This is a genomic window from Metasolibacillus sp. FSL H7-0170, assembly GCF_038593115.1.
GTDB lineage: Bacteria > Bacillota > Bacilli > Bacillales_A > Planococcaceae > Metasolibacillus > Metasolibacillus fluoroglycofenilyticus.
On the sequence record NZ_CP151964.1, the window covers coordinates 3,717,799 to 3,738,730 of the forward strand.

The following is a 20,932-nucleotide window of genomic DNA, read 5'->3' on the forward strand; positions in this document are numbered from 1 at the left end:
TTCGCTCATAACACACCGTGATTCGCTCACAAAATAAAAGTGTATGAAATCGAAGCTTCGATTTCATACACTTTTTTAGTCTTGTACGTTTTGCTCTTTTTTCATGCGTTCAATTTCAGGCTTTAAGTCGTCACGGACAGTGCCTGACCATGGTTTGACACCTGCAATATAAGAGGAGCGGCTCATAATATGTCCACCTACAGGGCCGGTCATAAAAATAAACAAAATGCCGAGTAATATGCGTGGATTGAAGTGGTCTTCAATTAACCAGAAGTGAAAAAAAACGCCGATTAACACACTCATAACACCTAATGTAGCGCTTTTTGAAGCAGCATGCGCGCGCGTATATAAATCTGGTAGTCGGAATAAACCGATAGCTGCAACTGCGATAAAAATAACGCCTATCGAGATAAAGAGAACAATTAAAATATTAGCGAGAACTGTCACGTTCAATAATGTCTCCTTTCTCAATAAATTTCGAAAATGCTACTGTGCCGATAAATGATAAAATCGCGAGCAATAAAATAATTTCTAAATAAAAGCTCGTCTCCACCATTATCGAAAACATTCCGATTAATGCAATAAGAGAAACCCCTATTGAGTCGAGCGCAACAACACGATCTGAAGGATTTGGTCCTTTAATTAAGCGATAAATAACTAAAATCATCGATAGCATGACAATGACAATCGAACCCCAAATAAAATAGCTCATGAACGGCTCACCTCCAAAATCGCTTTTTCAAAGGAGTTACGAATGGAATCAATCGTCTCATCCACATCCTTTGCATCAATTGCATGAATATATAAGCTTTTCGCATCGTCTGATACGTGGACAACAACGGTGCCCGGTGTTAAAGTAATTAAGCTAGATAAAAGCGTAATTTCCCATTCTTCTGTTAATGTCGTATCATATTTGAAAAATGCTGGCTGCATATCAAGATTAGGCTTTAGTACAACTCGCAGTACAGCGACATTAGCTAATATTAGCTCTTTTAAAAATAAAAACGTTAATTTAATGAAAGCCCAAACACGCTCTGTATATAGGCGACCATTAAAGAAGCGGCGCATTAAAAGCACAGCGGCTAAACCAAGTAAGTAGCCGATAATAAAACCGCTAGCTGTAAAATTATCCCCAAGGAACATCCATAATAGGGCAAGTGAAAAATTTAATAATATTTGAAATGCCATTAAGGTTGCGCTCCTTTCATGACCGCTTCAATATAGACAGAAGGGTCTGTTAATACATGGGCAGCCGCATCCATAAATGGTGTTACCCATTCTGCTCCAACACCGTAAACAATTGAAATAACAACTAAAATCACAGTTGGATAGTACAGTTGCTTATACGTCTTTTCTTGAATTTGTACAGTTTGTCCTTCTTTACCCCAAAATGCATAAAGAAAAATGCGAATGACTGATAGTAAAACAATTAAGCTTGATGCCAAAATGAAAATGCTAGTTCCTGTATTGCCAGCAGCAAAGCCACCTTGTACAATTAATAATTTCCCAATAAAGCCACTTAAAGGTGGAATACCTGCTAAGCCAAATGCTGCAATTAAATAAAACCAGCCAAGCGAAGGATATTTTTTCATCAAGCCGCCCATTTTACGCAAATCGCTTGTGCCAGTAATATAAATAATAATACCGACAAGCATAAAGAGCGCAGCTTTAATAATCATATCGTGGATTAAATAAAACATCGCACCCTCTAATCCATCAAAATTCATTTGTGCAGCACCAAATAAAATGACACCAACTGCGATGACGATATTATAAATAATAATTTGCTTTACATCGAAATGTGCCAAAGCACCGATACAGCCTGCAATAATTGTTAATACTGCAAAAATCAATAGCAATTGATGTGTAAAGGCAATATCATGAACGAAAAACAGCGTATATGTACGCATAATTGCATAAACCCCAACCTTTGTTAATAGAGCACCAAATAATGCCAAAACAGGAATTGGTGGCGCAGCATAGGAGCTAGGTAGCCAGAAGTAAAGTGGGAAAATGGCTGCTTTTAAGCCAAATACCACTAAAAATAGCACTGCAATTGTTGTAATAATACCAGGTTGATTAATTTCTGCAATTTTCACTGAAATATCGGCCATGCTTAATGTACCAACAACAGAGTACAAATAAGCTACAGTAATAACAAACAAGGCGGAGGAAATAATATTTACTAAAAGATATTGAATTGACTCACGTAATTGCTTCTTCTCTCCACCAAGCACAATAAGCAAATAAGAGGACATTAATAATACCTCAAAAAATACGAACATATTAAAAATATCACCTGTTGTAAAAGCGCCATTGACACCAGTTAAAATAAACATAATACCTGGATAGTAAAAGAAATGCTCACGCTCTTTACCGATAGAGCCGAAGCTATACCAAATAAGGAAAAATGCTAGCAATAAAGAGGTAAAAACGAGCAATGTTGATACACCATCAGCAACCATTGTAATACCGTAGGGTACAGGCCAATTACCGAAAGTGACAGACTGAATGCCCTCGCGTTGCACTTGTAACATAACTAAAAAGGCGCAGATTGTTGCGGTAGCTAACGAAATTAATGAAATGCTACGCTGCATAAAAATATTCTTCTGGAAGAAAATCAGAATCATTCCAGTGAAGAATGTAATTAATATAGGAAAGAGAAGGAAGTTAATCATCTATGCCACTCCCTTTCATTGCCGTCGTATCGTCCGTTTGAAGCTCCTGATATGCACGATAGGCAAGCACTAAAATAAATGCTGTTACCCCAAAAGCAATTACGATTGCCGTTAAAATAAGAGCTTGTGGGATTGGGTCAGCAAAATCTGTGACACCTTCAGCCAAAACAGGGGGAGCAGTACCACCGAGACCACCCATTGTTAAAATAAGCAAATGAGCCCCGTGGCTAAGCAAGCCTGTCCCAATAATAATGCGCAGCAAGCTACGCGATAAAATTAAATAAATGGCAGCCATAAATAAAAAGCCACATACAAATGCCATGACAATCTCCATTATTCATCCTCCCCAATCGTTTGAATAATGGTCATCGTTACACCGACAACAACCAAAAATACACCTAAATCAAATAATGCGGCTGTATGTAAAGAGGTTTTACCAAACAGCGGCAAATCGAAATAATCGAAAAAATGCGTAAAAAACGGTTTGCCAACGAATATTGGAAATGCAGCTGTAGCTAAAGCTAAAATGAGCCCAGTTGCTGTCATATACATATAGTTAATTGGCAAGATTTTACGCACCGTTTTTAAATCGAACGCAATGACTAGCAGTACGATGGCGCTGGACGTTAATAGACCGCCGACGAACCCACCGCCTGGTGTATAGTGCCCTGCAAAGAAAATATGGATAGAGAAGAAGAAAATAATGAAAAAGACGATTTTTGCTGTAAACTGCAAAATAAGGTCATTCGTTTTAAGTTTATTCGCTTTCATTTGTTTTCTCCTTTCTGCTTAAACGCAATTTGATCATTGCATAAATGCCCATACCTGCAATACCAAGCACTGTAATTTCAAACAATGTATCGAAGCCACGGTAATCTACTAAAATGACGTTGACGATATTTCCACCGCCTGCCAAAGAATAGACAGTGTCCTTATAATACTGATTAATAGAGTCTACTAGCTTTTGTGAATGTGCAGATAAAGCGACAAGTGTGACCATTGCACCAATTCCGATAGAAACTGCTAAACGTCTAAAGCGGAAAGGTGTATATTCTTGGACTTTACCTAAACGTGGTAAATGATAAAAGACAAGTAAAAATAGCGCAACTGAAATCGTTTCAATAACAAGCTGTGTTAATGCTAAATCTGGCGCGTTGAACATAACGAAAAACAGCGCAACTGTATAGCCAACAGCTCCTAATCCAACAATTGCCGTAATACGTGACCTCGCAATTAAAGTGGTCAATGTACCTAACACGAGCACGATAATTAGTATTAATTGATATAATTCGATTGGTGCAGCACCTTCAAAGGATATTTTGAATGCATCTTTATAAAATAAAGTACCTATAACGATGAAGCAAATTGCTGCAAACATATACATCAAATAATGGCGCATAGAACCATGCATAACACGCTTTGATACATTCACCATTGTGCGATTTAAAACGCCATCCATCACAAAATCATAAAATGTATTTAATGAAAGCTTCGCAGGCTGGATACGGTACAGTTTCTGCCATTTTCCGAGCGTTGTAAAAAGAAGTGCGCCAACAATGACAATGCAAACTGTTAGCCATAATTCAGGTGCTGTAAAGCCGTGCCATGCCTTCACTGTAATATCAATACCTGCTGGCGTAAATTGTAAAAATGGGTCTTGATATAAAAATGGTTGAATCGCAAAAACAGCGGGCTTAATAAATACCTCACCGATTAAATTTGGAATAAAGAAAATAATAACAACGAGTGCTGCTAAAATCATCGGTGCTACGAGCATGCCAATTGGTGCTTCATGCGGTTTTTGTGGTAGCTCCGAAGCTTGTAATTTTCCTGTAAACGTTTTAAAAACAAAATAAAAGCTATAGACAAATGTAAAAATACTTGCAATTACTGCTATCACAAGAAGCAAAATGCCCCAAGTACTGAATTCGAATAATTCAAAATCTTTAAGCGTGAGCATAGCTGTTAAAAACATCTCTTTACTTAAAAAGCCATTAAACGGTGGCAAACCTGCCATAGATAAACTGCTAATTAAAGCAACAGTAAAGCTAAGTGGCATAATGCTCATCAATCCGCCAAGCTTTCGTATATCACGCGTTCCAGTTTCATGGTCAACAATACCGGCAATCATAAATAAGCTACCTTTAAATGTTGCATGGTTGATTAAATGAAAAATTGCTGCAAATGCTGCATATTTAAACACTGTATTTGCTGCATCCTCTACATGAAAGGCGATGGCACTAGCCCCTAATAAAGCCATAATTAAGCCTAGTTGACTAACTGTTGAAAAGGCTAATATGCCTTTTAAATCCGTCTGCTTTACTGCAAATAATGAGCCCCAGAAAAGGGTTAGTAAACCGATGCCTGTTACAAGCCAAATCCAAACTTCTGATGCGGCGAAAATCGGTGTAAAGCGTGCTACTAAGTAGATTCCTGCCTTTACCATTGTGGCAGAGTGTAAATAAGCACTTACGGGTGTTGGCGCCTCCATAGCATCTGGTAGCCAAATATAAAATGGGAACTGTGCTGATTTTGTAAAGGCTCCAAATAAAATAAGCACAAGTGCTAGAACAAAATAAGATTCGTTGACAAGCTGTGGTGCCTGAGCAACAAGCTCGCGAATGGAATAAGTACCGCCCATTAAAGCTAAAAGCACAAAGCCCCCGAGCATTAGTAAACCGCCTGCTACTGTTATCATCATTGATTTTAAAGCACCAAAACGTGATTTATCACGCTGGAACCAATAAGCGATTAATAAAAATGAAGAAATCGATGTTAGCTCCCAAAATAAGTACAAAGTAATCATATGATCAGACTGTACAACACCAAGCATAGCTGTCATAAACATTAATAAATAAATATAAAAATTATGTAGCTGCTCCTTCGTTTTGTCTAAATAAAAAATTGAATATAGTACAACGAGTGCACCAATCCCTGTTATTAATAAAGAAAATAATAAGCTAAGTCCATCTAAATACGAGATGAAGGAAATATTTAAAGATGGAATCCAATTAAAAGAAGCAAGAACATCATTTCCATTCATTACCCGGGAAATAAATGTTGCATAATAGCCAACAAGTAGAATTGGCACAATAAGTACAAACCAACCTGTATGTATAGTTCGAACATTACGGAATAAAAACGGAATAAAGATGGCAGCTAATAAAGGAATAAAAATCGCTAAAACTTGCATCTATCAAAATCCTCCTTTCATAACGGTGTAAAAATGCTAACAAAATTCATTATAACTGATTTTTCATGCAATTGCATGCGCTCTAGGGTATTTATCCTCTTGCAGTCTGACCTATTTGTTCGCTATTATAAATAGGAAAGAATAACGAAATTTGAGGGTAAAAAATTTTTATGAAAAATCCATATTTGTACGGTTATTTACCGTTGTTCACCATTTTATTATTTAGTTTGACATTCGGTATTTTTACCGTCACACAATCGATTGAGTTTTTTAAAGTGATTGGCGTCTATACTGGAATGCGTGAATTTTTATCCGATATAGAGCTGCGTATGTTTTTGTTAATTGTTTTTGCACTTATTTTTTTTATGATGTTTTCCGCTTTTAAGCTAATCGGTGAAACAATTCATGAGTTAGGGATGTTGTTTTTTTCCAGTGATAAAGCTGGAGAAATGATGAATGCAGCACGTGGAGGCTATGTTATTTTCTTTTTCGGTGCATTGTTATCCGCATTCGGTATACAATCCTTCGTCATATTACTCGTCATCTTTTTGCTGACAATTTTCATATACTTCATTTATACGGTATATAAGATGAGTAATTTTATGTCCATTGGTGGGATGATTGGTTTAATATTCTTTGAAATTATAGTTTGGGCATTATTTATTATTTTAATCTTTTATGTTGTCATGAAGCTTTACAATGGTGTGTTAGCAAGTTTGCCATTTGCGAATTAAAGGGAAGGGGCAGATGTGTTGATTCGCCTTCTTCCCCTCTATCAACAAGAAAGTGCCTAATAAAAAGCGTTTCCCTACCAAACACGCACCACTTACATAATCAATACACCTATAGTTATAAATTTTTTAGTCAGCCTTTGTTTCATAAAGAATACCTAACAATTCGTTGATTTCCGTTCGGAGGAGCGCTTCAACTAACGCCTACTAAATAGCAATAAAAAAGTCGACTTTCCACAATATACGGTGTAAATCGACTTCCTCATGCCACTCTATTTTACTTAGGGGAAACATTGCTAGCCTCCATGTTTCTTTCATTTTCAAAGGAAGCCCTCGCTATTTCCATGAGCAAATATTTTATCCTGCATTAACGGGCAGGAAAACCTCCCACTGATTGAAGTTCACTTTATCCCGTATTAACAGGCTGTAAGACCCCACTTCAAAACAACAGATAAAATCAAGATGTTTAAGTGGGGGATCCAACAGCCTGTAAAAACCCGATTGGTGAAACTACCAATCAGTGGGGGATGAAGAAAACCCCCACTGATTGAAGGTTCACTTTATCAAAGCACTAGCAAAAGCGTGAAAAATACCGGCAATTGCACGGCTCTTTTCACGCCCAACTTCAGTCGACAATCGCATTGAAAATGGCAAAATGGATTTGGTAGCGTTCGAGTGCCTCCATAGAGCGGGGCGTGTCGTAGCCAATCCAAACAGCAGCTGTTTCTGTATCTGTTAAGCCAGCTAGCCAAAAATCTTTAAAATCATTGGTTGTACCTGTTTTTGCTCCGATATAATTTGTTGTTGTGTAAAGTCCAATTCCTGTTCCGTTTGTGACAACTTCTGTTAACATTTGGCGCATGTAACGCACAGTCTTTGGCGACCAGATAACGGTGCGCTCAGTCGGCCATTTATAAAGAACATTACCCTCTGTGTCCGTTATTTTGCGAATGGCATGGACTTGAGAATAAGAGCCATCGATAAAGCTTGTATAAGCATCCGCCATTTCAAGTGCTGTGACACCGTATGTTAATCCACCCAGTGCTGCAGCATATGTTTTGTCCTTCGAATCGAGAGAGCGGAAATGAAATTTATCTAAATAATGAAAGGCTGCATCGATACCAATTGTATTATAAAGACGCAATGCACTCGTATTGTAGCTGTAACGAAAAGCTGTTGATAACGACACTTGACCATAAAGCCCTCCACCATAATTTTGCGGACAAAACGTACCAATACAATATGCTCCGCCGCTTACAGTAGAGCTAGGTGCGTAATCTGTTATTTCGAAATACGGTGCGTAAACGATTAACGGTTTAAAAGCAGAACCCGGCTGACGTGGTGCTTGGTAGGCACGATGTAAATCAAACTTTTTGTAATTTTTGCCGCCATAAATGCTTGTAATTTCTCGTGTGGCATTATCAATGCTAATGGCGCTCGCTTGTAGCTCTGGTATTGATAGGATGTTATTAATCGCATGCTCATCAGCTAGTTGCTTCGTAGGATTGAGCGCAGTATGTACAACAGCACCTTGCTGAAGCAGTGCTTGCACTTTATCCTGTAACTGTGTTTGTAGCTGCTGTTTTTCCTGTTCTGTCGTCGCATTGGCTATTAAAATATCTAATCCTTCGTTTTGAGCGATGAGCCATTTCAATTCTTGCAAGACGTATGTACTATATGCGGGATATGCCTGAATTTTTTGCTTAACATTTAGCTGAATTGGTAAGCTTTTTTGCGTTTCCGCTTCTGCATTTGTAATTATATGATGCTCAGCTAATGTTTGAAGTAAACGTTCCTGCCGTGCCTTTGTTTGCTCGAAATTTTTTAATGGGTCGTATAGTGACGGATTATTGGGAATAGCAGAAATAAAGGCAATTTCCGCTAATGAAAGTTCATTTAGTGGTTTGCCAAAATAATAAGTGGCTGCACTAGCGATGCCATATACTTGATTGCTAAAATAAATTTCGTTTAAATACATATTTAAAATTTCTTTTTTACTATAACGTTTTTCGAGCTCATAAGAATAAAATATTTCCATTAATTTTCGTTCGTATGTTTTTTCCTCAGATAGATAGCGCATTCTCACGAGTTGCTGTGTAATCGTACTACCGCCTTGTTGAACAGATTGTTCATTCGTATTAATAACAAATGCACGAACAATCGCACTTAAATCAAAGCCGATATGCTCGTAAAAATCACTATCCTCACTAGCGATGAAAATATCCTTGACGATTTGAGGGATATTTTCAAGCGGCATTGGCTGCCGCCATTCTACATATTCCTCACTATATACATTATTATCCTTATCTAATAATGTAATAGGTAGGGCAGAAGTGATAGTCGGTAATTCGATAGATTGCTTCATTTGATTTTCAAACGCTTTTGCTGCTTCAATTTCCTGAAATATTTCGCCGCTTAAATAAAACAAAAGAGGAAAGCAGCTAAGAATAATAAGAAAGCCAAAAAAATTTTTCATAAATGATGCCTCCGATAATGACTTATCATAGCAGGTGTGTTTATTAGCCTTTATTTTAGAAAGCCTAGCAATTAGTTGATTTCCGTTGCGGGGGACGGCTTCAACTAATTTATTTCGGCATTCGCCGAAATAAATGGATTTTCAGCTCGAGGTCCGCAGGATGTTGGTCATGGAGGCGTTGCCGCAGGACGCGGCAGTTTTAGCCTCCCTACACTTTGTCACGATGGAGTCGCCCCCTACAATCAACGAGCGTATGCCTAATAAAAAGCATTTCCGCCTATAAGACACGCTAATTAATATACATTATTTACATAATCAATACGCCTGTTATCATAGCATAATTTGGGTTTTTCGGGAATGACTAAAGGTTAATAAAATAGCCATCTAAAAAGAACGAGCTATCTTTGATACATAGAAAATTAATTTTTATCCCGCATTAACGGGCAGTAAGCCTCCCACTTCAAGAATAAAGTGAAATCGACTTAAGGATAAGTGAGAAATCAACTGCCCGTAAAAGCCCGAATGGTTCAACTAACAATCAGTGGGGAAGAGCGTCCACTGAATGAAGTTTCACTTTATAAAAACCAAGCTAAACGCCCGAAAAACAGTGCTTTAGCATGTTTTCAGGCGCTTCTCCTAGGCATGCTCCTTTAGCATGTCATCCATATATTGTTTTGGTGCTTTTTGGATAAAGTATAAAATAACGAAGGCTATAAGGAATAAAGAACCTGTTACAAAAAAAACAGATGGAATATTAAGTAATCCACTTACAACTCCACCAAGTACAGGACCAATAATATTCCCTAAAAAGCGGAAGCTCTGACTATAGCCCATTACTTCTCCTTGAACAGCAACAGGTGCATCACGGCGAATAAGTGCTGATGTAATTGGAATTAAGCCACCTGCTACAATGCCGAATAAAAGCCGCAATAAAATAAGCTGCCAAAGTGAAGTAACAAAAGCTTGCGGTACGACAAAAAGAACGCAGCAAATTAATAAGCCAGTCAGCACACGCTCGTAGCCAATTTGGTCGCTTAAATGACCCCAAAAGCGTGCAAATAATATATTGCCTAAGCCAGCCGCACTAAATGCAACACCTGCAAGCATTGCAACATTGGTGGCTGAGGTTAAATGGGTCACATACAAGGAAAGTAATGGCTGGATGCTAAAATTGCCAATTTGAATTAAGCTAGTGACAATCATCACGCTAAACATAAGGCGGTGGTGGAAAATAGCCCACAAAACATTTTTGCGTGAATAAATTGCACTTTTTTTCTTTTTGATAATTTCAGGTTCCTTAATACCGAAAATAATAATAATGCCCGAAAGAACGATAGCAGCTGCGGTAAATAAAAATGTATACGTAAAGCCAAAAGTGTCCGCAAGTAAGCCCCCGATAACCGGACCGAATAGAGTTCCACCAACGCTGCCCATTTGTAATGTGCCGAGCGTTTTTCCTGCGATTTCTTTTGGCGTATGTCTACTAATAAATGCGATAGATGTAGGAATAAATCCTGTCACAACACCCATAAATAAGCGCAATACAAAAAACTGCCCAACATCTTGCACATAGCCCATTAAAAAGATGCTTATTGCAATACCGAAGCAGTTAATAATCATAATAGGCTTATAACCGTATTTATCCGCAATCCGCCCCCATATTGGTGACATTAAAAATGCTGTAATAAAGGTCGCAGCAAAAATAAGACCAGCCCATCTTTGCACATAGCTTTCAGAAAAATTACCGAGCGTATCAATGTATAGTGAAAGGAATGGCATAATCATTGTTGTGGATCCTGCAACGATAAAGTTTGCGATTAAAATAATAATAAAATTGTGTTTCCGATTTTTCATTGTGCGTCACTTTCTTTCCAACTTAGTAATAATACTCAGCAGAAGTTCGAGACAACTAAACATATAGGGGAATTAGCTGAGAAAAGATATTGACATACAGTATAACTTATTTCGTAACACGAAGGAAGCAACTTGATTGCTAAAAGCGGAAAAGTAAAAAGAAATATGTTAGAATAGGAAAGATTAATGATTAAATTTAAAGGAGAGACATGCATGTTTCCACAATTAACGACAGAGCTAAATGCAGGCGAAATTTTAGTAGAAATGAACACAACAATGGGTTCAATTAAAATTAAATTATTCCCAGAGCATGCACCAAAAACAGTTGAAAACTTTTTAGGTCATGCGAAATCAGGGTATTATAACGGGATTGTTTTTCATCGTGTAATTACTGATTTTATGATTCAGGGCGGTGACCCAACTGGTACAGGTATGGGCGGCGAATCAATTTGGGGCGGTTCCTTTGAAGATGAATTCCACCATGACTTATTTAACTTCCGCGGAGCACTATCAATGGCGAATGCTGGTCCAAATACAAATGGCTCACAATTTTTCATCGTGCAAATGCCTCATATTCCAAGCGATATGATTCGTCAAATGGAGCAAGCAAGCTTCCCGAAAGAAGCAATTGAGTATTATGCTGAACATGGCGGTACACCATGGTTAGACCATAAACATACAGTATTTGGTCATGTAGTTGAGGGTATGGATATTGTCGATAAAATTGCAGGTGTGAAAAAGGATATGCGTGATAAGCCACTTGAAGATATTAAAATCGAATCAATTACGGTATTAAATAATTAATTGAAAGAAGTGTGAAAAAATGGCTTCATTCATTTTAAATTTTAGTTTTATTCAATTCCCAGAGGATAAGTCCTCCTACTTGCCGGCTGCCATCGAAGTCCTTCTCTTAATGGTGTTTTGCGTATTTGTCGTTAAACTTATACGTAAATTTTCGAAAAAGCAAGAGCTTGCGGCGAAGGAACTCGAAGCGCGTGCATTAGCAGAGCGTGACGAACGCATGAAACAAGAAAATCAACAATAAAAAGTAAGGGTTTGTCTGAAAGCGGCGCGCTAGCCTACTTTCGGACAAACCCTTATTGTACAAAGCTTAATTAGTAGCAAGTGCCTTTTTAAAGCGGGCAACGCCATCTTCAACGACAGAGAATGGGCAAGCGACATTCATACGTAAGAAGCCTCGTCCTGCCTCGCTATATTTTGTGCCGGGCTCTAAAGCAAGTTTACCAATTGTTAATAATCGTTGCATCATTTCTTTTTCAGATAAGCCTGTGCCTCTATAATCAATCCACATTAAGTAAGTACCTTCAGGTTTAGCAACAGAAATACCATCAAGCGCATTTAATTCCTTGCTGACGTAATCCATATTTACTGATAAATAATCAATTAATTCATCCAACCATGTATCGCCATATGTGTAAGCAGCTTGTACAGCAGCGGAAGCAAATGCATTTAAGTCCATTTTGCCATGTGCGGCAGCATTTTCCTCTAGCTGCTTGCGTAAATCTTCATTTGGAACAACCATCATAGCTGCCTGAATACCAGCTAAATTGAACGTTTTTGTAGGGGCAATACACGAAATTATTTTCGCTTGCTCGCTACCTGCAACAGATAATGCAGGTACGAATTTTGCACCAGGTAACACCACATCTGCATGAATTTCATCTGCTAATAAATAAACATCATACTTAATGCATAGTGCTACTAGCTCCTCTAATTGCGCCCGGCTCCAAACAACACCTGCTGGATTATGAGGATTACATAGTATGTATAGCTTCACTCCTTGCTTAAATAGCTCTTCAAGCTGTGCAAAATCATACGTATAAGAGCCATTTACCTCTACTAAATCACAAAAAACAAGCTCACGACCTTGATTTTTTGGAACGCTCGAAAATGGCGGATAGACAGGTGTTGAAATCGCCACTTTATCATTCGGAGCTGTAAATGTTTCAATGATACTTGCGATTGCTGGAACAACACCGTGATGGAATAAAATTGTTTCAGGAAGAATCGTCCATTGATGACGGCGCTCATACCAGTTAACAACCGCTTCTTTACAGCCATCACAGACATATGAATAACCAAATATCGGGTGCTTTAAACGTTCTTCAATTGCCTCAATTACTTCCTTTGGAGCTGCGAAATCCATATCTGCAATCCACATTGGTAAAATATCGCTAGCATCTTCAATATTAAAAATTTGCTCAATGCGGTCCCATTTGTAAGAACGGGATTTACGGCGATCGATAGTTGCATTAAAATTTGACATACATACTCACTCTTTTCTTTGGAATAATTTGATTTTGCATAAACTAAAAAAGCTATAGATGATGAAATGTAAAAGCACATCACAATCGATTTAGACTCGCATTAACTATCCATGCTTTTTTAATAATCATCGAAGATTAAGTATTTCCTCGTTGATTTTAGTTTGACTTTATTATATGTTATCATACGAATCATATAAACATAATAATTTAGGGGACTAGGAAAATTGGAAAATATCGAAATGAATCAAAAGGCTGTTAAAGTGCTTGAGGAGTGGGACCCATTTCAGTTAGGTGCTGATAGCTATGACACAGAAACTGCAGATGTAGTTGCAGCTTTGCAGGGGATAGATGATCCGAGCGACTTAGCAAAGGTTATTCAAACTGTTTATGAACACTCTTATGAACAATGGATTCCATTTGAGCATTGTGTGGAAATGGCCTATAAATTAATTGCAATTAAATTTGAAGCGAAATGCATAATATAAAAAAGCATAGACAAAGTGCGAACTGAACTGCGCCACTTTGTCTATGCTTTTTAATTTATAATTCCACGAATTAAAATAACAGCAATTACAATTGGGGCGATGTAGCGCACGATTGTATACCAAACTGTAAATAGTACTGGTGTTGCTTGAAGCTCCTGCTGTGCAATTGGCTTTCGGTAGTGATAGCCGACAAATAATGAAATTAATATTGCGCCAATTGGCATAGCAATGCTATTCGTTAAATAATCAATAAAATTAAAAATTGATTTATTAAAAATTGTTATATTCGACAATACCCCAAAAGATAGGGCACTTGGAATGCCAATGATAAAAATAATGGCAGCGAATAACCAAGAGGCCTTTTTACGCAAATGGAGTCGTTCGCCAATGCTGTTTGAAATAACAACCTCAAGCAATGAAATCGCAGATGTTATTGTAGCGAATAATAGTAAAATAAAGAAAATGATGAGCAGAACCTGACCAAAAGGGAGCTGTTCAAAAACGGCGGGAATCATCATGAAAACAAGACCTGGTCCCTCTGTTGGCGAATAGCCTAATGCAAATACCGCTGGGAAAATAACGAGTCCTGCAAGTAAAGAAATAATAATATTCATCGTTGCCACATTAATGCCTGAGCTTACGATGTTTTCTTCCTTCGGTAAATATGAAGCATATGTAATCATGATACAAATTCCAACGCTTAGTGAGAAAAATGCTTGGCCGAGCGCCAATAAAAATGTTTCGCCATTGAAATAGGACCAATCTGGTACGAACATAAAGCGCACGCCCTCCATCGCACCATCCAACGTTAGCGAGCGAATACAAAGCAAAATAAAAAAGATAAATAACAGCGGCATCATCCATTTGCTCGCTAGCTCAATCCCATCTTTAATACCAGCCTGCACAATTAATAATGTTAGAAGCATAAATGCACCTTGCGCAATGATTATTTCAATGGGGTTTTCAATGATTTGCTGAAATAGTTGTGAAAAATCGGTACCTTGACCGGATAAACTAAATGTTAGTGCGCGCAGCAAATAGCTTAAAATCCAGCCACCAACAACGCTATAAAACGATAAAATTAAACCGCTTGTAATCACGCCGAGCCATCCAACTAAAAACCATGGACGATTTGGTGCTTGTTTTTTAAATGATTGAATGGCGCTTGCTTGCCCACGACGCCCAATCATAAATTCAGCAATTAGAATAGGGAGCCCTATTAATAATGTGCAAATAATAAATAATAAAATAAAAACACTGCCTCCGTTTGTTCCGACCATATACGGAAATTTCCATATCGCGCCAATACCGATAGCGCTACCGGCTGCAGCTAAAATAAAACCAATCTTTGATGCAAAATGCTCTCTAGAAGCCAATAAAAACCCTCCTTAATATTTAAAACAAGTACCTATTCTACAATACTTTTTACAGAAATAAAACTATATTCGCAATTATGTAACAAAGAGATGTCTGGAAAGTCATTTTGGGATGCCCCTTTTGCAGGAGCACATGTTTTTTGTTTCGAAAGCGAAGCGACAGCTACAAGTATTTTTAACGAATATGGAAGGAGGAGCTGTTCGAAAAGTCCTGCGTTTTGTTCGTCTTTCATTGAAGTAAAAACTACTTAAAAATAGTAAAAGATTTCTTTTGAAAGAGGCAACTGTTTTTCGGACAGCCTTTTAAGATTTTGTAAATCATGTAAAACCCCTCTTTCCTTGGGGTGTTCCTTTGTTCTGTGTAGTGCATTATGTTATAATTTAACATGACATTTTCGTATATAGACACAGAAGGTAGGAACGTATGATGGAAAAACAATACAAAGTAGGTGACGTGCTAACTGGAAAAGTAACTGGAATTCAACCATACGGAGCATTCGTGGCGTTAGATGAGCAAACTCAAGGACTTGTTCACATCTCAGAAATTACGTATGGATTTGTAAAGGATGTTAGTCACTTCTTAAAAGTTGGCGATGAAATTACTGTGAAGATTTTGGAAATTGAATCCGAATCCCAAAAAATAAGCTTATCCATTCGTGCGTTGCAAGAAGAGCCTACCCATCTGAAAAAGGAGCAGCGCAAAACATTGCAGGAGCGACTTGATGAGGATGACGCAGCAGGCTTTCAGCCATTAAAAGATAAGCTACAGGAATGGATTGAACAATCAGGACAAAAATAACAAAGTGAAGAAGGCGCCCAAAAAGCCGTGCATAATCGGCTTTTTGGGCGTTTTTGATGATGTTTTTTGCTACAGAAAAAAATTACGAGCGAATTAAGGGTGTTTATGAGCGAATTCAACTGTAAACCGAGCGAACTTTACACGCTTATGAGCGAATTTTACATGTTTACGAGCGAATTGTGACTTTTTAACTAGACGTAATATAAAAAGGAGCTGACCGAACAAGATTTATCTTTTCAGCCAGCACGGTCATCATAAAGTGGTCTCAATCAAGCTGCTTCCATTTACGCAGACGATATTGCAAGTTTTGTCTGCTCATACCAAGTGCGGCAGCGGCTTTTGTGACATTGCCGTTATGCATTTTCAACACATTTTGCACGTAAAATATTTCGGCATCACGCAAATATTCATCAAGCGGTAGCAATTGCTCATCATTCAAAATCAAACTTGACGGCGTACCAGATTGCTGTACCTTAAAGCGGAAATGGAGTGGCAACATTTCAAATGTGACTATTTCCTCATTCGTTATAACTGCTGCAATTTCATCAAGTAATAGCTCTAATTCCTTCAAATTCCCCGGCCAATCATGGCTCATAAAAAGCCTCATTACTTCAGGTGATAAACCTTGGATAGAGGAAGCAAAACGTGCGCGATGGCGAGCGAAATAATCTGATACAAATGGCTCAATATCCTCCTTACGCTCGCATAAGGGCGGAATAGAAATGACTAAATTGGCGAAAAAATAATAAAGCTCTTTCAATAATTGACCTTCGCTAATTAAGTCAATAGGGTCGCTGCCTATACTGCCAATAATCATATGCTTTGTCACGGATAGCTCCTTTAAAATTTGGAGTAGCTGCTCCTGCATTTCAATCGACAAAAATTCAATGCGCTCAAAAAAGAAAGTAAAGTTGCCGCCAGCTTGCAAATGATTGCGAATTTTTTCGACAATCCGCTCATCACGTCTGCTGAAAAATGTAATAAAATCATCATTATTTGGCAATAATGCATTGTGGATGCTTTCAGCAACTAAATCTTTTCCAGTACCAGAATCACCGATTAGTAACACAGGAATACGTGCATGGGCAGCTTTTTTTGCATGTGTCATTACTTGCTGCATTGCATCGGAAACAGCTGTAATTGTCTCAAATGTCAGCGGCTCACCGTATCTTCTTAAAGGTTGATAAATCAGCTTCTCAAGTGATGTAATATCGCGTGCAAATTCAATCGCACCGATAAGTTTATCTTGATCAAAAATCGGGAAAGTATCGTTTAGTGTTGTAATTTCATGCCCATCTTTATTGCGATATGTTTGTTTCACATTCATTTCTTTGCGCCCGGTTTGTATAACGCGCCACAATGTACTATCTTTTTTGCGGAATGCAAAAAGCTCAAAAAGGGAATGGCTAGTCATTTCTTCAAATGCATAGCCTTCAATTTCTTTCATTTTTGCATTATAAAGTAATGTTTTCCCCTCAGTATCAATCGCGTGAATCCCTACAGAAATATGCTCAATCGCATGTATGTAAAAGGGAATGAGCTGTCTTTGCTGTTCAAACAATGCAAGCACCTCAAATTTTCTTAAAATTTTTTAAAAGATTATACTTGAAAAAAGCAATAATCTTTTGCATTATTATAAATATAAAGTGTGATTGAGTGCAAATTTTTTTTGCGTGAAATTACATTTAATAATTAAAAAAATTATTTAGGAGGATTTTTCATGATTCCATATAAGCACGAGCCATTCACTGATTTCGCACAACAAGAAAACAAAGATGCATATTTAGCAGGCTTAAAATTAGTCGACAGCTATTTAGGTCAAGACTATCCATTAATTATTGGTGGCGAGCGCATCACAACAGAAGACAAGATTGTTTCTTACAACCCAGCAAAGAAAACAGAAGTGATTGGTCGCGTATCAAAAGCTTCACGTGAGCTTGCTGAAAAAGCAATGAAAATTGCAGATGAAACATTCAAAACATGGAAAAAAGTTGATCCTGCCATTCGCGCAGACGTATTATTCAAAGCAGCTGCTATTATCCGTCGCCGCAAATTCGAATTCTCAGCTTTATTAACAAAAGAAGCGGGTAAACCATGGAATGAGGCAGATGCAGATACTGCTGAAGCGATTGACTTCCTAGAATATTATGGCCGTCAAATGCTACGCATTAAAAATGGTCAACCAGTAGAAAGCCGTCCAGGCGAATACAACCGTTATGACTACATTCCATTAGGAGTGGGAATTGTTATTTCTCCATGGAACTTCCCATTCGCTATTATGGCTGGTACAACGGTAGCGGCAGTTGTTACAGGTAATACAGTATTATTAAAACCAGCTTCAACAACACCAGTTGTTGCTTATAAATTTATCGAGGTATTAGAAGAAGCAGGCTTACCAGCAGGCGTTGTGAACTATGTGCCAGGTAGCGGTGCAGAAGTTGGGGACTACTTAGTAGACCACCCACGTACACGTTTCATCAGCTTTACAGGTTCACGTGATGTAGGTTTACGTATTAACGAACGTGCATCGAAATTAAACGAAGGTCAAATTTGGATTAAACGTGTCATCGCAGAAATGGGCGGTAAAGATACAATCGTTGTAGATAAAGAGGCTGATTTAGAATTAGCAGCTCAATCAATCGTGAAATCAGCATTTGGTTTCTCTGGTCAAAAATGTTCAGCATGTTCACGTGCGGTTATCGTAGAAGATGTTTACGATCAAGTTGTGAATCGTGTAGAAGAATTAACAAAAGCGTTAACAATCGGTGACCCAGCAGACCCATCGAACTTCATGGCAACAGTAATTGACCAAGCAGCATTCAATAAAGTAACAGAGTACATTGAAATTGGTAAAGGCGAAGGCCGTTTAGTTGCTGGCGGTACAGCAGATGATTCTGTAGGTTACTTCGTACATCCAACTGTATTTGCAGATGTAGATCCGTCTGCACGTATTATGAAAGAAGAAATCTTTGGTCCAGTTGTTGCAATTGCAAAAGCAAAAGATTTCGATCAAGCAATCGAAATTGCGAATGATACGGAATACGGTTTGACAGGTGCAGTTATTACAAATAATCGCCTTAACCTAGAAAAAGCACGTGAGGATTTCCACGTAGGAAACCTTTACTTCAACCGTGGCTGTACAGGTGCAATTGTAGGTTACCAACCATTTGGTGGTTTCAACATGTCAGGAACAGACTCAAAAGCAGGTGGTCCAGACTACTTACAATTACACATGCAAGCGAAAACAACTTCAGAAATGCTTTAATTTTTTCCAAGAAAAATCCTCCATTTTTTCAAATGTGGGATGAATATAATTTAGCGGGTGTTCAAATGTCCGTTGAAAAAGAGGAACTCAGTCTAAGAGCGTCACATTCTGTGGCGACGACTGAGTGACCAACCAACAACGTGTCGGCGGATGTCGCAGATTAGTTAACTGTTATCACAGGACGTGATGGTTTTAGGTTAACTTCCACTGACAAGCTCGAAAAAATCTGGACGCAATAACGCCGAGGCGTTATTGATTAGAAAAATGGCGGGTAGACAATGGTATGCCCGCTATTTTCAGTGTTTAAAAGTAAAGCTCAATTTCGAAGTTTTGTAGTGAAATTAGTGAATTTTGCGTAAAATTCATAGGTCATGTTTGCGAATACGTAAAATTCCTTGAAGACTTTTTAAAATGTGACAATTTTATAAACAAATTTATGTTGAAATATGTTACAATGTTGGCGATATCAAAAAACAATTAAAAATGTTAAAGAGGCGAATTAATAATGGCTGAAAATTTAAACCTATTTACATCAACACAGGATGTCATTCAAGAAGCGTTACAAAAACTTGGTTATGATGAAGCGATGTATGAATTACTAAAGGAACCACTTCGTATGTTAGAAGTACGCATCCCTGTTAAAATGGATGATGGTACGACGAAAGTGTTCACAGGTTATCGTGCACAGCATAATGACGCAGTAGGACCAACTAAAGGTGGCGTACGTTTCCACCCAGCTGTTACTGACGAGGAAGTTAAAGCGCTTTCAATGTGGATGACATTGAAATGTGGAATTGTAGATTTACCGTATGGTGGAGGTAAAGGTGGGGTTATTTGTGACCCACGTCAAATGTCAATGGGCGAAATCGAACGCTTAAGTCGTGGTTATGTGCGTGCAGTAAGTCAAATCGTTGGACCAACAAAAGATATTCCAGCGCCAGACGTATTTACAAACGCTCAAATTATGGCATGGATGATGGACGAGTATAGCCGCATGGACGAATTTAACTCACCAGGCTTCATCACTGGTAAGCCGCTTGTACTTGGTGGTTCGCAAGGACGTGACCGTGCAACAGCGGAAGGTGTAACAATTGTTATTAAAGAAGCAGCAAAAAAACGTGGTATTGATATTGAAGGAGCGCGTGTTGTTATCCAAGGTTTCGGTAACGCAGGTAGCTTCCTAGCAAAATTCATGAGCGATTTAGGTGCAAAAATTATTGGTATCTCTGATGCCTATGGTGCATTACATGATCCTAACGGTTTAGATATCGACTATTTATTAGATCGCCGCGACTCATTCGGTACTGTAACAACTCTATTTGAAAATACGATTACAAACAAAGAGCTATTAGAGTTAGAATGTGATATTTTAGTACCTGCAGCTATTGAAAATCAAATTACTGCAGATAATGCACAAGATATTAAAGCAAACATTGTTGTAGAAGCTGCTAACGGACCAACGACTGCAGAAGCAACAAAAATTTTAACAGAGCGTGGTATTCTTTTAGTGCCAGACGTACTAGCATCTGCTGGTGGTGTAACTGTATCTTACTTCGAATGGGTACAAAACAACCAAGGCTACTACTGGACAGAAGAAGAAGTACGTGAAAAATTAATTCGCAAAATGGTAGATGCATTTGACAGCGTCTACACAACAGCTACGAATCGCAACATTAATATGCGCTTAGCTGCATACATGGTAGGTGTTCGCCGCACTGCCGAAGCATCTCGCTTCCGTGGTTGGGTGTAATATAATAGAAGAAAGACTGCTGGCTAGAGAATTCTCT

19 protein-coding genes are annotated in these 20,932 nt (G+C 38.2%); 7 read left to right on the forward strand and 12 right to left on the reverse strand.

Translation table 11 applies throughout. The features are described 5' to 3' along the window. Window positions 1-75: 75 nt before the first annotated feature. Genes mnhG through MHH70_RS17410 form a run of 7 tightly spaced genes read right to left on the reverse strand, consistent with a single transcriptional unit; the run spans window position 76 to window position 5,871 of the window. Entirely contained in the window at window positions 76-447 is a 372-nt protein-coding gene (mnhG, locus tag MHH70_RS17380; protein WP_066166467.1) for a monovalent cation/H(+) antiporter subunit G, read from the reverse strand. Then, entirely contained in the window at window positions 431-712 is a 282-nt protein-coding gene (locus tag MHH70_RS17385; RefSeq protein WP_066166464.1) for a Na(+)/H(+) antiporter subunit F1, read from the reverse strand. The genes mnhG and MHH70_RS17385 overlap by 17 nt, the downstream gene beginning before the upstream one ends. After that, window positions 709-1,188 (reverse strand): Na+/H+ antiporter subunit E, encoded by a 480-nt coding sequence (locus MHH70_RS17390; protein ID WP_066166461.1) that lies wholly within the window; start codon window positions 1,186-1,188, stop codon window positions 709-711. The genes MHH70_RS17385 and MHH70_RS17390 overlap by 4 nt, the downstream gene beginning before the upstream one ends. After that, on the reverse strand, window positions 1,188-2,678 hold the full coding sequence (locus MHH70_RS17395; RefSeq protein WP_107943126.1) for a Na+/H+ antiporter subunit D: 1,491 nt from the start codon (window positions 2,676-2,678) through the stop codon (window positions 1,188-1,190). The genes MHH70_RS17390 and MHH70_RS17395 overlap by 1 nt, the downstream gene beginning before the upstream one ends. After that, window positions 2,671-3,012: a Na(+)/H(+) antiporter subunit C gene (locus MHH70_RS17400; RefSeq protein ID WP_066166452.1), complete on the reverse strand. Its 342-nt coding sequence runs from the start codon at window positions 3,010-3,012 to the stop codon at window positions 2,671-2,673. Before MHH70_RS17400 ends, MHH70_RS17395 begins: the two co-directional genes overlap by 8 nt. After that, on the reverse strand, window positions 3,012-3,449 hold the full coding sequence (locus MHH70_RS17405; protein ID WP_066166449.1) for a Na(+)/H(+) antiporter subunit B: 438 nt from the start codon (window positions 3,447-3,449) through the stop codon (window positions 3,012-3,014). The genes MHH70_RS17400 and MHH70_RS17405 overlap by 1 nt, the downstream gene beginning before the upstream one ends. Further along, a complete protein-coding gene (locus tag MHH70_RS17410; RefSeq protein WP_107943125.1) occupies window positions 3,436-5,871 on the reverse strand; it encodes a Na+/H+ antiporter subunit A in 2,436 nt (811 codons plus the stop codon). The genes MHH70_RS17405 and MHH70_RS17410 overlap by 14 nt, the downstream gene beginning before the upstream one ends. A gap of 170 nt (window positions 5,872-6,041) precedes the next feature. Between MHH70_RS17410 and MHH70_RS17415 the strand changes: the two genes are divergently transcribed. Then, window positions 6,042-6,605: a DUF5366 family protein gene (locus MHH70_RS17415; RefSeq protein ID WP_342472107.1), complete on the forward strand. Its 564-nt coding sequence runs from the start codon at window positions 6,042-6,044 to the stop codon at window positions 6,603-6,605. A gap of 622 nt (window positions 6,606-7,227) precedes the next feature. Here the strand turns inward: MHH70_RS17415 and MHH70_RS17420 are convergent. Together MHH70_RS17420 and MHH70_RS17425 are read right to left on the reverse strand one after the other, a co-directional pair. Continuing rightward, window positions 7,228-9,078 carry a transglycosylase domain-containing protein gene (locus tag MHH70_RS17420; protein ID WP_342472108.1) on the reverse strand — a complete coding sequence of 617 codons (1,851 nt, stop codon included), beginning with the start codon at window positions 9,076-9,078 and terminating at the stop codon, window positions 7,228-7,230. Window positions 9,079-9,714: 636 nt separating this feature from the next. Then, window positions 9,715-10,932: an MFS transporter gene (locus MHH70_RS17425; RefSeq protein WP_066166437.1), complete on the reverse strand. Its 1,218-nt coding sequence runs from the start codon at window positions 10,930-10,932 to the stop codon at window positions 9,715-9,717. A 213-nt stretch (window positions 10,933-11,145) separates the two neighbouring features. Here MHH70_RS17425 and MHH70_RS17430 point away from each other — a divergent pair, with 213 nt between their 5' ends. Beyond that, window positions 11,146-11,736: a peptidylprolyl isomerase gene (locus tag MHH70_RS17430; RefSeq protein WP_066166434.1), complete on the forward strand. Its 591-nt coding sequence runs from the start codon at window positions 11,146-11,148 to the stop codon at window positions 11,734-11,736. Between the two features lie 19 nt (window positions 11,737-11,755). Further along, window positions 11,756-11,977, forward strand: coding sequence for a hypothetical protein (locus MHH70_RS17435; RefSeq protein WP_066166431.1), 222 nt, complete (start codon window positions 11,756-11,758; stop codon window positions 11,975-11,977). Window positions 11,978-12,043: 66 nt separating this feature from the next. Here the strand turns inward: MHH70_RS17435 and MHH70_RS17440 are convergent, their stop codons facing one another. After that, window positions 12,044-13,219: a MalY/PatB family protein gene (locus tag MHH70_RS17440; RefSeq protein WP_342472109.1), complete on the reverse strand. Its 1,176-nt coding sequence runs from the start codon at window positions 13,217-13,219 to the stop codon at window positions 12,044-12,046. Window positions 13,220-13,444: 225 nt separating this feature from the next. On the opposite strand from MHH70_RS17440, the gene MHH70_RS17445 reads away from it, so the two are divergent. Further along, a complete protein-coding gene (locus MHH70_RS17445) occupies window positions 13,445-13,705 on the forward strand; it encodes a DUF1871 family protein (protein ID WP_201261934.1) in 261 nt (86 codons plus the stop codon). 50 nt (window positions 13,706-13,755) lie between these two features. On the opposite strand, the gene MHH70_RS17450 is transcribed toward MHH70_RS17445, so the two are convergent. Then, window positions 13,756-15,081: a sodium-dependent transporter gene (locus tag MHH70_RS17450; protein ID WP_066166425.1), complete on the reverse strand. Its 1,326-nt coding sequence runs from the start codon at window positions 15,079-15,081 to the stop codon at window positions 13,756-13,758. 427 nt (window positions 15,082-15,508) lie between these two features. On the opposite strand from MHH70_RS17450, the gene yugI reads away from it, so the two are divergent. After that, a complete protein-coding gene (gene yugI / locus MHH70_RS17455) occupies window positions 15,509-15,880 on the forward strand; it encodes a S1 domain-containing post-transcriptional regulator GSP13 (RefSeq protein WP_066167415.1) in 372 nt (123 codons plus the stop codon). A gap of 265 nt (window positions 15,881-16,145) precedes the next feature. Here yugI and MHH70_RS17460 read toward each other — a convergent pair whose 3' ends face one another. Then, entirely contained in the window at window positions 16,146-17,441 is a 1,296-nt protein-coding gene (locus MHH70_RS17460; protein ID WP_107943120.1) for a sigma 54-interacting transcriptional regulator, read from the reverse strand. Between the two features lie 159 nt (window positions 17,442-17,600). Between MHH70_RS17460 and pruA the strand changes: the two genes are divergently transcribed. Then, on the forward strand, window positions 17,601-19,145 hold the full coding sequence (pruA, locus tag MHH70_RS17465; protein WP_066166419.1) for an L-glutamate gamma-semialdehyde dehydrogenase: 1,545 nt from the start codon (window positions 17,601-17,603) through the stop codon (window positions 19,143-19,145). 505 nt (window positions 19,146-19,650) lie between these two features. Next, a complete protein-coding gene (locus MHH70_RS17470) occupies window positions 19,651-20,895 on the forward strand; it encodes a Glu/Leu/Phe/Val dehydrogenase (protein ID WP_342472110.1) in 1,245 nt (414 codons plus the stop codon). Window positions 20,896-20,932 lie beyond the last annotated feature (37 nt).

Bases quoted from the DNA above. Each gene is read 5' to 3' on its own strand.
- MHH70_RS17385 (WP_066166464.1), bottom strand. From the start codon at position 712: ATGAGCTATTTTATTTGGGGTTCGATTGTCATTGTCATGCTATCGATG.
- MHH70_RS17390 (WP_066166461.1), bottom strand. From the start codon at position 1,188: ATGGCATTTCAAATATTATTAAATTTTTCACTTGCCCTATTATGGATG.
- MHH70_RS17395 (WP_107943126.1), bottom strand. From the start codon at position 2,678: ATGATTAACTTCCTTCTCTTTCCTATATTAATTACATTCTTCACTGGA.
- MHH70_RS17400 (WP_066166452.1), bottom strand. From the start codon at position 3,012: ATGGAGATTGTCATGGCATTTGTATGTGGCTTTTTATTTATGGCTGCC.
- MHH70_RS17405 (WP_066166449.1), bottom strand. From the start codon at position 3,449: ATGAAAGCGAATAAACTTAAAACGAATGACCTTATTTTGCAGTTTACA.
- MHH70_RS17410 (WP_107943125.1), bottom strand. From the start codon at position 5,871: ATGCAAGTTTTAGCGATTTTTATTCCTTTATTAGCTGCCATCTTTATT.
- MHH70_RS17415 (WP_342472107.1), top strand. From the start codon at position 6,042: ATGAAAAATCCATATTTGTACGGTTATTTACCGTTGTTCACCATTTTA.
- MHH70_RS17420 (WP_342472108.1), bottom strand. From the start codon at position 9,078: ATGAAAAATTTTTTTGGCTTTCTTATTATTCTTAGCTGCTTTCCTCTT.
- MHH70_RS17425 (WP_066166437.1), bottom strand. From the start codon at position 10,932: ATGAAAAATCGGAAACACAATTTTATTATTATTTTAATCGCAAACTTT.
- MHH70_RS17430 (WP_066166434.1), top strand. From the start codon at position 11,146: ATGTTTCCACAATTAACGACAGAGCTAAATGCAGGCGAAATTTTAGTA.
- MHH70_RS17435 (WP_066166431.1), top strand. From the start codon at position 11,756: ATGGCTTCATTCATTTTAAATTTTAGTTTTATTCAATTCCCAGAGGAT.
- MHH70_RS17440 (WP_342472109.1), bottom strand. From the start codon at position 13,219: ATGTCAAATTTTAATGCAACTATCGATCGCCGTAAATCCCGTTCTTAC.
- yugI (WP_066167415.1), top strand. From the start codon at position 15,509: ATGGAAAAACAATACAAAGTAGGTGACGTGCTAACTGGAAAAGTAACT.
- pruA (WP_066166419.1), top strand. From the start codon at position 17,601: ATGATTCCATATAAGCACGAGCCATTCACTGATTTCGCACAACAAGAA.
- MHH70_RS17470 (WP_342472110.1), top strand. From the start codon at position 19,651: ATGGCTGAAAATTTAAACCTATTTACATCAACACAGGATGTCATTCAA.